At 58.2% G+C, this 15364-nt stretch carries 14 protein-coding genes; 9 read left to right on the top strand and 5 right to left on the bottom strand.

All coding sequences use genetic code 11. The features are described 5' to 3' along the window. Positions 1-18: 18 nt before the first annotated feature. A complete protein-coding gene (locus tag Q0936_RS08255) occupies positions 19-912 on the top strand; it encodes an SGNH/GDSL hydrolase family protein (protein WP_299142027.1) in 894 nt (297 codons plus the stop codon). 60 nt (positions 913-972) lie between these two features. Here the strand turns inward: Q0936_RS08255 and Q0936_RS08250 are convergent, their stop codons facing one another. Continuing rightward, complete coding sequence (locus tag Q0936_RS08250) at positions 973-2403, bottom strand: Glu/Leu/Phe/Val dehydrogenase (RefSeq protein WP_299297656.1); 1431 nt, start codon at positions 2401-2403, stop codon at positions 973-975. A 386-nt stretch (positions 2404-2789) separates the two neighbouring features. Here Q0936_RS08250 and Q0936_RS08245 point away from each other — a divergent pair, with 386 nt between their 5' ends. Genes Q0936_RS08245 through Q0936_RS08235 form a run of 3 tightly spaced genes read left to right on the top strand, consistent with a single transcriptional unit; the run spans position 2790 to position 5196 of the window. Then, the gene (locus tag Q0936_RS08245; RefSeq protein WP_299378017.1) at positions 2790-4112 is read left to right on the top strand and encodes a Tad domain-containing protein; all 1323 of its coding nucleotides are present in this window, start codon (positions 2790-2792) and stop codon (positions 4110-4112) included. Next, positions 4109-4648, top strand: a complete 540-nt coding sequence (locus Q0936_RS08240; protein ID WP_299142035.1) for a TadE family protein — start codon at positions 4109-4111, stop codon at positions 4646-4648. The genes Q0936_RS08245 and Q0936_RS08240 overlap by 4 nt, the downstream gene beginning before the upstream one ends. Further along, positions 4645-5196, top strand: a complete 552-nt coding sequence (locus Q0936_RS08235; RefSeq protein WP_299142038.1) for a TadE/TadG family type IV pilus assembly protein — start codon at positions 4645-4647, stop codon at positions 5194-5196. Before Q0936_RS08240 ends, Q0936_RS08235 begins: the two co-directional genes overlap by 4 nt. Positions 5197-5198: 2 nt before the next feature. On the opposite strand, the gene Q0936_RS08230 is transcribed toward Q0936_RS08235, so the two are convergent. The 4 genes from Q0936_RS08230 to Q0936_RS08215 form a co-directional block, all read right to left on the bottom strand. After that, positions 5199-5696: a hypothetical protein gene (locus Q0936_RS08230; RefSeq protein ID WP_299297658.1), complete on the bottom strand. Its 498-nt coding sequence runs from the start codon at positions 5694-5696 to the stop codon at positions 5199-5201. A gap of 41 nt (positions 5697-5737) precedes the next feature. Further along, positions 5738-6682 carry an NAD(P)-dependent oxidoreductase gene (locus tag Q0936_RS08225; RefSeq protein WP_299297659.1) on the bottom strand — a complete coding sequence of 315 codons (945 nt, stop codon included), beginning with the start codon at positions 6680-6682 and terminating at the stop codon, positions 5738-5740. Between the two features lie 80 nt (positions 6683-6762). Then, positions 6763-7605, bottom strand: a complete 843-nt coding sequence (locus tag Q0936_RS08220) for an NAD(P)-dependent oxidoreductase (RefSeq protein ID WP_299297660.1) — start codon at positions 7603-7605, stop codon at positions 6763-6765. 15 nt (positions 7606-7620) lie between these two features. After that, positions 7621-8832, bottom strand: a complete 1212-nt coding sequence (locus Q0936_RS08215; RefSeq protein ID WP_299142050.1) for an FAD-binding oxidoreductase — start codon at positions 8830-8832, stop codon at positions 7621-7623. A 198-nt stretch (positions 8833-9030) separates the two neighbouring features. Between Q0936_RS08215 and Q0936_RS08210 the strand changes: the two genes are divergently transcribed. The 5 genes from Q0936_RS08210 to Q0936_RS08190 all read left to right on the top strand — a co-directional run bounded on the left by Q0936_RS08210 (position 9031) and on the right by Q0936_RS08190 (position 15363). Further along, positions 9031-9615: an ANTAR domain-containing protein gene (locus Q0936_RS08210; RefSeq protein ID WP_299297661.1), complete on the top strand. Its 585-nt coding sequence runs from the start codon at positions 9031-9033 to the stop codon at positions 9613-9615. After that, positions 9612-10790: a CmpA/NrtA family ABC transporter substrate-binding protein gene (locus Q0936_RS08205; protein ID WP_299297662.1), complete on the top strand. Its 1179-nt coding sequence runs from the start codon at positions 9612-9614 to the stop codon at positions 10788-10790. Before Q0936_RS08210 ends, Q0936_RS08205 begins: the two co-directional genes overlap by 4 nt. A gap of 236 nt (positions 10791-11026) precedes the next feature. Beyond that, a complete protein-coding gene (locus tag Q0936_RS08200; protein ID WP_299142061.1) occupies positions 11027-12397 on the top strand; it encodes a CmpA/NrtA family ABC transporter substrate-binding protein in 1371 nt (456 codons plus the stop codon). 168 nt (positions 12398-12565) lie between these two features. Continuing rightward, positions 12566-13645, top strand: a complete 1080-nt coding sequence (locus tag Q0936_RS08195) for an ABC transporter permease (RefSeq protein ID WP_299378014.1) — start codon at positions 12566-12568, stop codon at positions 13643-13645. Positions 13646-13650: 5 nt separating this feature from the next. Next, positions 13651-15363 (top strand): ABC transporter ATP-binding protein, encoded by a 1713-nt coding sequence (locus Q0936_RS08190; RefSeq protein ID WP_299297116.1) that lies wholly within the window; start codon positions 13651-13653, stop codon positions 15361-15363. The last annotated feature ends 1 nt before the right edge of the window (position 15364 follow it).

Genomic DNA, 15364 nt, shown 5'->3' with positions numbered 1-15364 from the left:
AACCAAGAGTACGCATTCATGCTTCTTTCTCTTTTGCGCAAATTTGCATTTGCCTGTCTTTTGCCATCTGCGGCGCTGGCACAATCGGCGGATTTTCAATCCCCGTCGATTGTCATCCTGGGCGACAGCCAAATCCCGTTTGGGTCCGGACCGGTGTTCCTCGACTTTTTCGAGAACATCAAAACACATTGCCCGCCGACGCCTGCGCAAGCGGCCAACCTCGAAGTGCTGGCGGACATGAAGGTGGCCGTGATCGGCGTGAGATCAACGTCCCTGCATTCTTGGACCGCCAAGATGGGCAAGGCGAAAGGTGCCATTTGCGACGTCGACCCCAAATGGAAAGTCAATGCGGGCACGTATGGTTTCATCAACACCACAGGCAACAAGTACAAACAGATCGGCAAGGGCGATGCCTATCAGTTCTGCGAGCGGGACAAATCGGCGTTTCAGGTCATGTTCCGCCCGGACTACTATGCCCCCAAGCTGATCTTGCTGTCATTCCTGGGCAACTCAGCCAAACGCTGGGCATCCAGCCTTGAAAAGGCAATTCAGGACGTGCAGCGGATGAACGAACAACTGCCACCCGGCACGCCATGTATCTTTATGACAACCGCGCCGAGCTATTCGAAAAAGATCACCGACCTGAGGCTCAAGGCGCAGAAGAATGTCAAACGCGCCTTTGCCGAGACAGGCAGCCAGTGCAGTTTTGTCGAAGGTGCGACCCCAGAAACCGTTGCGGCCAATCAGGGCAATCGAAAGTACTTTCGAGTGAACAAGTCGGGCAAGGTCAAAGACCCGTACCATCCGAACGAAAGGGCGGCCAAAACCTTCTTTATGATCGCCATGGATGACATCTGCACCGCAGTCTACGATCAGATCGACGATGCGATGCCCGAATTGGCCAAAAGATAGGCCCGTACGGTTTGCACCGGCACAGGGCCGATGCAAACACGATTTATGTGGCCGGCCGGCTCACAGCCCCTTGGCGCGATAGCTGTCCGCCACCTTGCCAATGGAAACCAGATACGCGGCCGTTCGCAGGTCATCAACGTCGCTGCGTTCGTGCCAGACGGACGCCATTGACTGATAGGCTGTGCGCATCGTGTCATCGAGGCCGGACCGAACCAATTCCAACTCGCCAGCACCGCGAAGGTACTTGTCCTTGAAATCTGGCGTCATGCTCCATGCATCGCCCAAGTGGTGGCTTAGGCGTTCAAGCTCGTCGACAACCAATTGGTGCCGCGCCTCTTCCTGACGACGCTGCATGCGACCAAACCGGATATGGCTGAGGTTCTTGACCCACTCGAAATAGGACACCGTCACCCCGCCTGCATTTGCGTACATGTCCGGGATGATGACCGTGCCTTTGTCCCGCAGGATGGCATCAGCACCCGCGCTGACCGGACCATTCGCAGCCTCGATGATCAAAGGCGCCTTGACGTTTGCGGCGTTGGACAGGTTGATCACACCCTCAAGCGCGGCAGGAATAAGGATATCACAATCCGCTTCCAGCACGCTGTTGCCGTTTTCGACGAAAGTCCCAACTGGGCATCCCGACACACCGCCATGGCCCGCAATCCAGTTGCGCACGGCTTCGACATCCAAACCATCCGGGTCAGTCAGCGCCCCGTCACGTTCGATGATGCCGACGACAGAGCACCCGTCCTCTTCGGCCAGAAACTTGGCCGCGTGATACCCCACGTTGCCCAGGCCCTGAACAACGACGCGCTTGCCGTCCAACGAACCGCTCATGCCCGCCTTGGCAACGCCTTCGCTGTCACGGAAAAACTCGCGCAAGGCATATTGCACACCGCGCCCTGTTGCCTCCGTCCGGCCCTGAATCCCGCCCGCATTGGTCGGCTTCCCAGTAACACAGGCCACACCGTTGATGTCTGTCGTGTTCATGCGTTTGTACTGATCCGCAATCCACGCCATCTCACGCTCGCCCGTTCCCATGTCGGGGGCGGGTACGTTCTGGCTTGGATTGATCAGATCGCGCTTGATCAACTCGTAGGCAAAGCGCCGGGTGATCTGTTCCAATTCGTGATCGTCGTACTCGCGCGGGTCGATGCACAACCCACCCTTTGATCCGCCAAATGGCGCTTCGACCAGAGCGCATTTATAGGTCATCAGTGCCGCCAGCGCCTCAACCTCGTCCTGGTTCACGCCCAAGGCAAATCGAATGCCGCCTTTGACCGGTTCCATATGCTCGGAGTGAACAGACCGATAACCGGTAAAGGTCTGGATCTGCCCCCGAAGCCGAACGCCGAACCGCACGGTATAGGTCGCATTGCACACCCTGATTTTTTCTTCCAGCCCAGGTGGCAGGTCCATCAACGCCACTGCGCGGTTGAACATGATGTCAACACTTTCGCGGAAACTAGGCTCGTTGGGGGTGCTCATCCGGGATCTCCTTCTTCCGGTTCGACTCGCATTGCACGCAGTCTGTGCGCCCAGCCTATGATGGTTCCGTTAATCAGTGCGACTTTTTTGTGCAGATTTTAGAAACTCCACATTCTGACCTCAATAATTAACAGATCGTAAACAGTGGACCAAACGGGGCCGCATTGACGCCAACCGACCTGCAATCACCTTGGAGGTTCCGCCCTTTTGCCCAATTTCGAACACAATCCGCCGCCACACCGACCCTTGGACCAAAAGGCCCCATGGCCCCGGAAACCAACGAACAAACAAGGTGTATCATGCCTAAGAACTCGACATCGAAATTGGCCATCTGGTCGGCGCTGAAACACAGCACTGGCAGATTTGCGCGTGAAGAAACGGGCACAATGACAATGTTCGCCGTCATGATGCTCATGATGATGTTGCTGGTTGGCGGCATCGGCGTCGACCTGATGCGCAACGAAATGGAACGCACCCGTGTGCAGGGCACATTGGACCGCGCCGTTTTGGCCGCCGCCGATCTGGACCAGACGCTGGAACCCAAGGCGGTTGTCGAGGACTACATGGCCAAGTCGGGTCTCGCCGAATACGCAGTGTCCGTCGACCCTGACACGGGCCTCAACTACAAAACCGTTGTCGCACATACCAACGGATCGACGCCGACACAGTTCATGCGCTTGATGGGTGTCCCAACCCTGCCGGTGCCCGTCCGCAGCGCGGCCGAAGAACGTATTTCAAACGTCGAGATTTCGATGGTGTTGGATATCTCTGGCTCAATGGGCTGGAACAACAAGATGGACAACCTGCAAGACGCGGCCAAGACATTTGTCGACACCGTCATCCGGGAGGAAACCGACGACCTCATCTCGATGTCGTTGATCCCCTACACCGCTCAGGTGAACGCGGGCTTCCCGATCTTTGACGAGTTGTCGATCAATGACCTGCACGCCTTTTCCTACTGCGTCGACTTTGAAATCGAAGACTTCGATGTCGCCGGTCTCGACCTCGACGAAGACTATGAGCACATGCAGCACTTTGAAGAAGGCTGGAACTGGTCCAACCCGATTGGAAACCCCGGTTGCCCGCAGCAAAACTACGAAGAGATCATGCCGTTCAGCCAGGATGCGAACAACCTCAAGGCACGCATTGATCAGTATCGCGCACGTGCAAATACGTCGATCCACCTGGGCATGAAATGGGGCGTTGCTATGCTGGACCCCAGCTTCAAACCCATCACTCAGGCGCTTTCGTTGGAAAACCGCATCGACGCGGCCTTTGCCAGCCGACCTGCGGCCTATGACGACGTGGAAACGCTGAAAACAATTGTTCTGATGACCGATGGTCAGAACGTGAACACGACACGTATTCAGCCTGCGTACTACGCAAGCGCAAGCCAGCGTGTGCATTGGTCAAGGTACCCGCTGTACTGGTATCTGAACAACTACGTTTGGAACAACTGGGACAACTGGCGCTACACCAAATACACGTCCGCACAGGCCGATACCATGCTGGGCAACATCTGTGACGCGGCCAAAGCCAAAGGCATCGTGGTGTGGTCTGTCGGCTTCGAAGTGACCAACTTCTCTGCCGGGATCATGGAAGACTGCGCCTCGTCCCCCTCTCACTTCTTCCGGGTGGAAGGTGTCGAGATCAGCGAAGCCTTTGAGGCAATCGCCAAGCAAATCAACCAATTGAGGCTGACCCAATGATACGCAAAGCCACACAGTTCCTGCGCCGTTTCCGCAAAGAAGAAGACGGGCAAATGATGGTCGAATTCGCACTGGCGGTGCCACTGATCTTCACCATGTTCCTGACATCGGTCGAGATGGGCATCTATGCGGTCCGCCAGAACTTCCTTGATCGGGGTCTGGACATGGCAATCCGTGATGTCCGGCTGAACACCGGGGCGAACTATACGCACAAACAGATCAAGGACCGGATTTGCGGCTACGCGGGGTTCCTGACCGATTGCGACGAAGCACTCAAACTGCAGATGACGCCGATCAACCCACGGTCGTTCAGCGGCTTTGCCGGTTCGGCGGAATGTGCCGATGTGTCCTTGCCGGTTACGCCGTCTCTGACATTTGTGCACGGCAGTGAACACCAGCTTATGCTGATGCGGGCCTGCTACATGTTTGAACCAGTCTTTCCGACAACCGGTTTGGGATACGCATTCACCAAAGACGGCACTGGCCGCGTGAAAATGGTCTCGCTCTCCGGATTTGTACAGGAGCCAAGCACATGATCCGCCTGCTCAACCACCTGCGCCGATTTCGGGACGACGAGAAAGGCAGTATCGCGGTCGAGACCGTTCTGATCCTGCCTATCCTGTTCTGGGCCTATCTTTCGATGTTCGCGATCTTTGACGCCTACCGTCAGCACTCGCTGAACCAAAAGGCGGCTTACACGCTTGGCGACATAATCTCTCGCGAGACGACGCCGCTGGACAACTCGTACCTCAACGGCACACGCGAAATGCTGGCCTATTTGACCGCGAACCCAAAGGCCGATGTGGCCATTCGTGTGACCAGCGTGCGGTACGACGCCAACAACAAGGTCTACAAGCGGGATTGGTCCAAGCGGAAAGGCTGGATGCCGACCCTGTCGAACAACGCTGTGAAAGCGCTCAAGGACGACCTGCCCATCATGCCGCACAACGAACGGGTGATGGTTGTGGAAACCTTCGTGAAATACGACCCGCCGTTCAAAACCGGGCTGCAAGAGCGTGAGATCCACAACTTTGTCTTTACGCGGCCGCGCTATGCACCCCGCGTGCTCTGGAGCAACGACTAAGCCTAGTGGACATCCCGATCTGCGATCATGGCCGAAATCATCTCGGCCATGAATTTCGCCTGGTGACCGGGCGTCATACCGCCCACACCGACGCGGCGGCCCATACGCCACCACAAGCCCGGCCGCCACGTGCGTGGTCCGGGTGTATTCAATCGCAACAGGAAGCCGTTTGACGGTTTGAACGCGAACATCCCGCGGTCTATCATCTGGATGTCATCGGTCCGCGCCAAAACAGTGCCGCCGCTGTCGCGCAGCTCCAGCATCGTCAGTTCAAGCGACATCGCCGTGGCTCGGCGCATTTGTTCTGCGATCCAGATCGAAACACCGCCAAGCGCAAAAAGAAACACCTGCCAACCCAGTGCTGGCGGCTGCACAATTGCCACGTAGATGACAAGCAGCGACAAGATCCACAACGACCCGATCCCCAAAATACGGCGGCCGGGCGAGGCTGTGATCGTGGCAAGAACGCGGTGCGGGTCAGACGTATCAATTGGTAACATGCGGTGCCTCTAGCCCGCAGCGTCGCCGCTCACAAGGTCTGTCACCTGCGAACGATGACTTCGGCGCCTTGTTCCTCGGGCTCATCATCTGTCATTTCGGATGGAAAACCCGGTGCAGTGACGTCCAAACCTGTCGCTTCTTCGAGACGTTTGATGATGTTGGGCGACAATTCACGCGGACCAAACCGCGCAATGCCGTCATTGAAAATTTCGATCAACAGGGGATTGAGTTGCAACGGCACCCCTGCCCGGTCTGCCACATCCTGAAACAGCCCGATGTCTTTCGCGACCAAGTCCATGGTGAACGATATGTCCCGGCTGCCATTCAGAATGACCTGGCTTTCAGTCTCATGCACGAAAGACGTGCCAGAACTGATGGCCATGGCCTCATAGGCCACACCCAGATCCATGCCCGCACCCTTGGCAACAGTCAGTGCCTCCGCACAGCTCACCAAGTTCGCCGTCGCGAGGTAGTTTGTCAGAACCTTCAGAACAGACGCACTGCCCAGCTCGCCAGTGTGCAACACGCGCCGGCCCATGGTGGTCAAGAGCGGCAGGATACGATCAAAGGTTGGACGGCCACAGCCCGCAAAGATGCTGATGTTGCCCGTATCTGCACGGTGGCACCCGCCGGATACCGGGCAATCGACAGCAGCCCCGCCCGCATCAATCACCTGTGCGCCGATGCGTTTGACCTCGGCCTCGTCGGTCGTCGACATCTCCATCCAGATCTTGCACGGCCCGATATGCGGCAACATCTCAGCCATCACCGCAGCGGATGCCGCCGGGCTGGGCAAGCAGGTGATCACGGCATCACAGTCCTGCATCAACTGCGCGGGGCTTTGACCGTCACGCGCTCCATCGGCCACTTTTCCAGCGACAAAATCCGCGTTCAGATCGTGGACGGACACGTCATATCCGTTGCGGATCAAACTGCCTGACAGTTTGCCGCCCACATTGCCCAATCCAATAAACCCAACTCTCATGCCATTTCCCCGTCTGAGTGTTGCCGCTCACTCAAACGGCGCGCGTTGGTGACTGTCCGTTCTGTTTGCGACACACATGGTCAAGACGGGTCGTCGTTTTTGTCCTTGTCAAAATTGAACAAACCCATCGCGCTGTTGCCAAGCGGAATACCCGCAAACGGTCCGCCGTGCCGGTAGTGGGACGGGTCCTGCGGATCAAGCGGTTCGGACGACGCATAGATCTCTTCGGCGAACTGTTCGGCGTTGTCCCGCGGCCGATACCCCAAATGGCGTGCCCCCGAGTTATCCACGGGCGCGCGGTCGTTGTCGGACACGCCATAAACGATGGAAAATCCTGTAATCGGCGTATCGATCGCGCGTTTCACCAACAGGATCATATCATCAAAGCTGAGCCAGCTGCCAACGGCGCGAGGATTTGTGACCTTGGCACAGCTCAGGATGCGCAAGCATACGGATTCCAGACCGCGTTTTTCCCAGTACATGCGCCCGAGATCCTCGGCGAAACACTTGGCCAGCCCGTAAAACGTGTCTGGCCGGTGCGGCACGTCGATGCCGATGGCCTCATTCTTGGGATACATGCCAACCGCATGGATGGACGAGGCATAGACCACGCGCCGCACCCCATGTTTATACGCCGCCTCCCAGACATTGTACGCGCCGATGAAGTTTGGGCCCAGCAATTCCTCAAACGGGGCTTCGTCAACCAGCGCGCCGAAATGGATCACCATGTCCGCACCTTCAAGCAGCGGGCCAATTTCGTCCATCTGCCCCACGTCTGCTTTGACATAGGTTTCGTTCGCGGCCAGATCGCCCAGATCATCGACGATATCCGTGCTCACCAATGTATCGCACATCGCCGCCAACGGCCCGCGAAGATGGGCTCCGAGATTGCCAGCAGCACCCGTGAGAACCAGTTTTTTCATGTCGTTTCCTTTCGGTCAGATGACCGCCTTTTCGATAATCGGAGTGCCGGCAGGAATGCGGGCATAGTTGAACGGTGTCAGATCGAGCGTCCGGTAGGCGCCATAGGTCAGCCATTCGGCGGTGCCACGGCCCATCGCAGGCGATTGTTGCAAGCCGTGGCCAGAAAACCCGTTGAGAAAGACAAAATTCTCAACTTCAGTGTGCGAGCCCAAAATCGCGTTATGGTCAAAGGTGTTCATCGCATAGTGGCCACCCCACTCGGACGTCACCTTGATCGCCTCGAATTGGGGGATGCGGGTCGCGAGGGCGGGCCAGATGTGATTTTCCCAAAGGCTGTGATCCATGTCGTAATCATCAAATCCCACAGCCGGGTCGACATCCCCGTGACCACCGGCCTGATAGGTGCCACCGCCAACCTCACGCACGTGGACACCGGATGGGTCAATTGTCAGTGGCAGGTCACGGTCCAGAGGATGCGCCGCCGTGAACATCCATGTGAACCTCTTGCGCGGCTCGACCGGCACGGTGATCCCCGCCATTTTGGCGGTGCGGTCTGCACGCGGACCCGAGGCGTTGACCACCTGCCCGCATGACACGACCTCACCACTGGCCAGCGTGATGCTTTCCACGCGGGATCCGGACGCATTTCGGGTCATCGCGACGACCTCGTTCTGTATGTATTCGACACCGCGTTCCCGCGATTGTCTGTGCCACCAGTCGAACAAAGCCGCCCCGTCAAAATACCCTTCATCCACTGTGTTGATCGCGCCCACAACAATGTCGTCCACGTTGTAAAACGGATAGGCTTCCTTGATCTGCTCCGGCGAAAGCAACCGTGTCGCCGCACCTGCCGCGTTCTGCACCTCGACGCTTTCGCGCAAGGTTTCGGCAAACCCCGCGTTGTCTGCAAAATACATGTACCCGAAATTGTGGATCGACAGGTTTGGCACCCGGTCGTCGCCACCCATGTAAGTCCTGATATTCTTGACAAAATCGGCCGCAAATTGGCTGATCCGCACGTTAAGCTCGGTCGAAAACTGCTGCCGCATGCAGCTGTTGGTGTGTGATGTCGAACAGGCTTCGTAGGTCAAATCGCGTTCAACAACCAGAACGCGACCATCGAAATCGGCGTTGTCGCTCAGAAACCAGGCGGCGGACGCTCCCATGATCGCACCACCAACGATGACAACGTCGTAGGTATCATGTGTAGGTGTTTGAAGTGCCATGTGCGCCGTCCTCTGCGATCTCAATCGTCGCACCTTGGAATACTTCGCGAAAACGCACCAGCCGGTTTTTTACAGTGCGCCCGAAAAACAGGCAGGCCGCCGGTTGCGCAGTCGCCACCGCACAACATCCCCCCGCGATGCCCGGCCCGAGACAACGGGCCATGGCACCTCTTGTGGCGCTGTGATCAGTGTCCGCCCGTGAGCAAAGACATGAAAATCGCCGTCATCGAATCCGACCGTGCGCGGGCCATCGGGATCATCGACGCACTCAAAGAAGACGGCTGGCAGGATGTTGTTGTTCTGGGCGACGTTACGGGGTTGGCCCGCAAGCTGGCCGCGCTGGAACCCGACCTCGTCTTGATCGATCTGGACAATCCCAGCCGCGATGCGCTCGAACAAGTCAGCGCCGCTTCGGACCCGCAGGGCCGTCCGGTTGCCATGTTTGTCGACAGGTCCGACGATGAGATGACCAAGGCCGCCGTTGCCGCCGGTCTCTCGGCCTATGTGGTCGGAGAGTTGCGGCCCGAACGCATCCGCCCCGTGCTCAAAACTGCAATTGCCCGGTTCCAGATGATGAGCCAGATGCGTCTGGAACTCGCCGCTGCCAAACAGGCGCTGGCCGACCGCAAGACGCTGGACCGTGCCAAAGGCATTCTGATGCGCGCCAAGGGATTGGGCGAAGAAGACGCCTATGCGCTGCTGCGCAAAACGGCGATGTCGCAAAACCGCAAGGTCATCGACGTGGCGCAAGCCCTGCTGACAGCATCGGATCTGTTGGGATGACCGGGCGCCCTTTGAATTGCGGGTATGTGCCCCTTGTCGACTGCGCCCCTCTTATCGTTGCGCAGGAATTGCGCTTTGCCGCAGATGAGGGGATCACCCTGAACCTGTTGCGCCAACCCTCATGGGCGGCCCTGCGTGACTTGCTCGCCTTGGGGCATCTGGACGTGGCACATATGTTGTCGCCCATGCCCACCGCCATGTCACTTGGCCTCAGCGGGCCGGCGGCGCAAATCGACGCCCTGATGGTTCTGTCCGCAAACGGCACCGTGATCGGCGTGTCGACGGATATGGCCAATGCGATGCGCGCCACAGGGTGGACAGGCGGCTTTGACAACCCGCGCGCCACGCTGACGCCCTTATTGACCGCACTGGACCGACCTCTGCGCGTTGGCGTCCCATTTCCTTATTCAATGCACAGGCTTCTTTTTGACTATTGGGTCAGGAACGCGCCTGTCGTGGGTGCATCAGACATTCGCATCGTGACGCAGCCCCCACCGCTCATGGCCGAAGCCGTTCAGGCCGGAGAGATCGATGTGTTCTGCGTCGGCGAACCCTGGGGATCTGTCGCTGTGACTGCAGGTGTCGGGGAACTTGTGCTGCCGGGCGCTGCAATCTGGGCCAACGCGCCGGAAAAAGTACTGGCTGCCCGTCGCACTTGGGTCGATGACAACGCAGAAAGCGTCGGCGCGCTGATGCGGGCGGTGGTGCGCGCGGCGCAATGGTTGGATCAACCCGACAACCGGATGCTGGCCATCGAAATCCTGGCCCGAAGCGCACATCTCGATCTGCCAGTGGCCGCCATTGAACACGCGTTGACCGGCCGCTTTGCCACACGCGCAGGCGCAGATCCGGTACATGTGCCGAATTTTGTCCGCTTTCACACCAATGCCACCACGTTTCCATGGCGCAGTCAGGCGGCGTGGATCGGCAGCGAGATCAGCCGCCTGACCGGAATCGACAAAACTCACGCTATCTCAACTGCGCAATCGACCATGCGCCCGGATTGCTATCGCACCCATCTGGGCGCGATGGGGGTCGATATGCCCGGCGCATCGGCAAAAATCGAAGGCGCGCTGACCCATCCAACTGCGGTCGCGTCGACACGCGGGCAGATGATTCTTGGACCGGATGCTTTCTTTGATGGCAAAACCTACGACTTTGCGCCGAAAAACTGATCAATAAATGTGCAGTTGCTGCACCGCGGCAAAAATCTGGCAAAAAGTGCACAAACCCGTTTGGCCCACCAACCTTCAGCACGCTAACTTCATCTCAATAAGCAACGATGCTTTACACCATGCCTCCGCAGATGGGGGCATTTTACAAGAGCAAAGCCGCTCGTTCCGGGTCACGCGTTCCTCCTCCCTCGCGTCCGGATCGGGCGGCTTTTTTATTTGCCGAAAGGACCAACAGGATGACACGTCTCTTTGCTGCTGCCGGAACGCTTGCCGCGCTCATGGGCTCAGCCGCCTATGCCGAATTGCTCGATCTTGAAAAGGACGAGCTGAAGTTCGGCTTTATCAAGCTGACCGATATGGCGCCGCTCGCCATCGCATACGAGAATGGCTACTTCGAAGACGAAGGCCTATTTGTTACTCTCGAAGCACAAGCCAACTGGAAAGTGCTGCTGGATGGTGTGATCGACGGCCAGTTGGACGGCGCGCACATGCTGGCCGGTCAACCGCTGGCGGCGACCATTGGCTACGGCACAGAAGCGCATATCATCACGCCCTTTTCGATGGACCTGAACGGCAACGGCATCACCGTTTCCAATGAGATCTGGGAAGAAATGAAACCCCATGTGCCGCTGATGGATGACGGTCGCCCACAGCACCCGATCAGCGCCACAGCCCTCGCGCCTGTGGTCGAGGACTACAAGGATCAGGGCCTGCCCTTCAACATGGGCATGGTGTTCCCGGTCTCTACCCACAACTACGAAATCCGGTACTGGTTGGCCGCTGGTGGTCTTGAACCAGGTTACTACAGCCCCGAAAACATCAGCGGCCAAATCGGTGCGGATGTCCTGCTGAGCGTCACACCACCCCCACAAATGCCCGCCACAATGGAAGCTGGCACAATATATGGCTACGCCGTGGGTGAGCCATGGAACCAGCAAGCCGTGTTCAAAGGCATCGGTGTGCCGGTCATCACTGACTACGACATGTGGAAGAACAATCCGGAAAAAGTGTTCGGCATCACCAATGAGTTTGCTGAACAGTATCCGAACACCACCACAGCCATCACCAAGGCGCTGATCCGCGCAGCGATCTGGTTGGACGAGAACGACAACGCCAACCGTCCCGAAGCGGTCGAAATCCTCAGCCGGTCGGAATATGTCGGCGCGGATTACGAAGTGATCGCCAACTCCATGACCGGGTTCTTTGAATTCGAAAAAGGGGATCGTCGCCCAGCGCCCGACTTTAACGTGTTCTTCCGCTACAACGCGACCTACCCGTTCTATTCCGACGCCATCTGGTATCTGACCCAGATGCGCCGCTGGGGTCAGATCGCCGAGGCAAAGTCTGACCAATGGTATTTCGACGTGGCGGCCAAGGTCTACAAACCCGAAATCTACCTCGAAGCCGCTCGCATGCTGGTCGACGAAGGCCTCGCTGACCAGGCGGACTTCCCTTGGGACAGCGACGGTTTCAAAGCACCGACACCCGCGGCCGATATCATCGACGGGATTGCCTATGATGGCAAAGCACCCAACGCCTATATCGACAGCCTGCCCATCGGCCTGAAAGCCGACCAGAAGGTGATCGGGAACGCCGTCGAAGGGTGAACCACATAGCGGGTGGGCGGCTTCGCCCACCCCATGCTGCAATGCAGAATTTTCGACGTCTCAAACGCTTCTGCACAGCAAATAGGCACCCAACAGCACAGCGCACGCGATCACGCACATCACATGGGGTGCCCAATGCCCCGCCTGACACTGCCAGGAGACCCTGACATGACTGCCATAGACCCATCCGAGCTGGATGCCGCCGCCCGCGACGCGCGCAAGCAACGGACATTCACCCGCATCAACGCCGCCGACAAATGGTTTCAGGTTCTCGGCCTCAGCTGGCTGACCCCGGTTCTTAAGGCGGCGGCGGGCGACAACCCCAAAGCCCAAGGCAAGGAAATTTGGCGGCTGCTCGGGGTACCACTTTTGGCCATTGCGCTGTTCATGGCATCATGGGCCACGCTGGCGCCAACGGTGCAAACATCCCTGGGCGCGATACCGGGGCCTGCGCAGGTATGGGAGCAGGTCGGCAACCTGCACGCAGATGCCCAACGTGAAAAAGAGAAAGAGGCCGCGTTCTACGTGCGTCAGGATGAGCGCAACGCCAAGCTGATTGCAGATGGTCGCGCTGACCGCGTCAAGGAACGTGTCTATACCGGCAAACCCACCTATTACGACCAAATCTGGACATCAATCCTAACCGTATTCTTCGGGTTCCTGATCGCCTCGATCGTCGCCATCCCGCTGGGAATTGCGGCTGGTCTCAGCCCGATGGTCAACTCTGCCATCAACCCGCTGATCCAGATCTTCAAACCCGTGTCCCCGCTGGCGTGGTTGCCGATTGTGACCATGATCGTTTCGGCCACCTATGCCTCTGACGGCTGGTTCGCCAAGTCGTTTCTGACCTCTGCGATCACGGTGACCTTGTGTTCGCTATGGCCCACGCTGATCAACACGGCCCTTGGTGTGGCGAGCATCGACAAGGATCTGGTGAGCGTGTCGAAGGTGTTGAAAATGAACACCTGGACCAAGATCACCAAACTGGTCCTGCCCTCGGCCCTGCCGCTGATTTTTACCGGCCTGCGTCTGTCGCTTGGTGTGGGCTGGATGGTTCTGATCGCCGCCGAAATGCTGGCGCAGAACCCCGGATTGGGCAAGTTCGTCTGGGATGAATTCCAGAACGGGTCCTCTCAATCCCTCGCCAAGATCATGGTGGCCGTGTTCACCATCGGCATCATCGGCTTCCTGCTGGACCGTCTGATGTACGCCATCCAGTCCATGTTCACCTTCACGAACAACCGGTGATCGCCATGAGCATGCTCGAGTTCAAAAACGTATCAAAGTCCTTCACCGTTGGCACCGAACGCACGGACGTGTTGAATGACATTTCCCTGACCGTGGAGGAGGGCGAATTCCTCGTCCTCCTCGGCTTCTCCGGAACCGGCAAGACCACGTTAATCAACCTGATGGCCGGGCTGGACACGCCCACATCCGGCAGCGTGACGTTCCGCGGCGCACCGATCACTGGTCCGGGCCCCGAACGTGGTGTCATCTTTCAGAGCTATTCGCTGATGCCATGGCTGACTGTGAACGGAAATGTCGGACTGGCGGTCGACACCATCTTTCCCAACCTTTCCAAGGCTGAACGCGCAGAAAAGGTCGCACATTACGTCGAAATGGTGGGGCTGGGACACGCAGCCACCCGCCGCCCCGCCGAGCTGTCAGGGGGGATGCGCCAACGTGTGAACGTGGCCCGTGCGCTGGCGATGAACCCAGAGGTTCTGTTGCTGGACGAACCTCTTTCCGCGCTTGATGCCCTGACCCGCGCGAACCTTGCGGACGAAATCGAACATATCTGGGAAGCGGACAAGAAAACCTGTGTGCTGATCACGAACGATGTGGACGAGGCCATCATCCTCGCCGACCGGATCATTGCCTTGAACCCCGACGGCAGCCTTGGCGACGCGTTCCAGGTCTCTATTCCACGCCCGCGCGACCGGATGGAGATGAACCACAACGAAACGTTCAAGCGCCTGCGTGCGGACGTGACCAAGTACCTGATGGATGTCGGCATCGAGGCCAAGGTCGAAGGCACCAAGCTTTTGCCCGATGTGACGCCCATCCACGGCGTGCCAACGGCGGTGGCCGATGCGCAAAAGGGTATGATCGAAAACCGGTTCCTGGATTTCAGCCAGCTTCACAAAGTGTATCCGACCCCGAAGGGTCCGTTGACCGTGGTCGAAGACTTTGACCTCAAGATCAACCGGGGCGAATTTATCTCGCTCATCGGGCATTCCGGTTGCGGCAAATCAACAGTCCTGACCATGGCCGCGGGCTTGAACGACATTTCAAAGGGCGCGATCAAACTGGATGGCCGCCACGTTGAGGGCGCGGACCCGGAACGCGCCGTCGTGTTCCAGTCGCCAAACCTCTTTCCTTGGCTCTCTGCCAAGGAGAACGTCGCCATTGGCGTCGACAAGGTCTATCCCAAAGCCTCGCGCGCGGAACGGCAGGACGTCGTCGAATACTATCTCGAACGCGTGGGTCTGGCCGATGCGATGGACAAACAAGCGGCCTCTCTGTCCAACGGGATGAAACAAAGGGTCGGCATCGCCCGCGCCTTTGCCCTGTCACCCAAACTTTTGTTGCTGGACGAACCCTTTGGCATGCTCGACAGCCTCACACGGTGGGAGCTGCAAGAGGTCCTGATGGAGGTGTGGAGCCGCACCAAAGTCACCGCCATTTGCGTCACCCACGACGTGGACGAAGCGATCTTGCTGGCCGACCGCGTGGTGATGATGACCAACGGGCCGCAAGCGACCATTGGCAAGATCGTGGATGTCGACCTGCCTCGCCCGCGCACGCGCAAGGCGCTGCTGGAGCATCCGGATTACTACAACTACCGGCAGGACGTGCTCGATTTCCTTGAGGAATACGAACACGGGGCCAAGCCGAAACCACCTGCCAACGGAACAACAAAGCCACCCGCCAATGGCGGCGGCAAAGCGATCGCAGCGGAGTGAA

It is taken from the genome of uncultured Tateyamaria sp. (assembly GCF_947488715.1).
Classification (GTDB): Bacteria; Pseudomonadota; Alphaproteobacteria; order Rhodobacterales; family Rhodobacteraceae; genus Tateyamaria.
Note: the sequence above shows the minus strand (reverse complement) of the source record. Positions and strands in the feature narration are given on the sequence as shown.

Excerpts from the sequence above, each read along its gene's own strand:
- Q0936_RS08195 (WP_299378014.1), top strand. The coding sequence starts at position 12,566 with ATGACTGCCATAGACCCATCCGAGCTGGATGCCGCCGCCCGCGACGCG.
- Q0936_RS08200 (WP_299142061.1), top strand. The coding sequence starts at position 11,027 with ATGACACGTCTCTTTGCTGCTGCCGGAACGCTTGCCGCGCTCATGGGC.
- Q0936_RS08205 (WP_299297662.1), top strand. The coding sequence starts at position 9,612 with ATGACCGGGCGCCCTTTGAATTGCGGGTATGTGCCCCTTGTCGACTGC.
- Q0936_RS08230 (WP_299297658.1), bottom strand. The coding sequence starts at position 5,696 with ATGTTACCAATTGATACGTCTGACCCGCACCGCGTTCTTGCCACGATC.
- Q0936_RS08220 (WP_299297660.1), bottom strand. The coding sequence starts at position 7,605 with ATGAAAAAACTGGTTCTCACGGGTGCTGCTGGCAATCTCGGAGCCCAT.
- Q0936_RS08240 (WP_299142035.1), top strand. The coding sequence starts at position 4,109 with ATGATACGCAAAGCCACACAGTTCCTGCGCCGTTTCCGCAAAGAAGAA.
- Q0936_RS08225 (WP_299297659.1), bottom strand. The coding sequence starts at position 6,682 with ATGAGAGTTGGGTTTATTGGATTGGGCAATGTGGGCGGCAAACTGTCA.
- Q0936_RS08250 (WP_299297656.1), bottom strand. The coding sequence starts at position 2,403 with ATGAGCACCCCCAACGAGCCTAGTTTCCGCGAAAGTGTTGACATCATG.
- Q0936_RS08190 (WP_299297116.1), top strand. The coding sequence starts at position 13,651 with ATGAGCATGCTCGAGTTCAAAAACGTATCAAAGTCCTTCACCGTTGGC.
- Q0936_RS08235 (WP_299142038.1), top strand. The coding sequence starts at position 4,645 with ATGATCCGCCTGCTCAACCACCTGCGCCGATTTCGGGACGACGAGAAA.
- Q0936_RS08215 (WP_299142050.1), bottom strand. The coding sequence starts at position 8,832 with ATGGCACTTCAAACACCTACACATGATACCTACGACGTTGTCATCGTT.
- Q0936_RS08245 (WP_299378017.1), top strand. The coding sequence starts at position 2,790 with ATGACAATGTTCGCCGTCATGATGCTCATGATGATGTTGCTGGTTGGC.
- Q0936_RS08255 (WP_299142027.1), top strand. The coding sequence starts at position 19 with ATGCTTCTTTCTCTTTTGCGCAAATTTGCATTTGCCTGTCTTTTGCCA.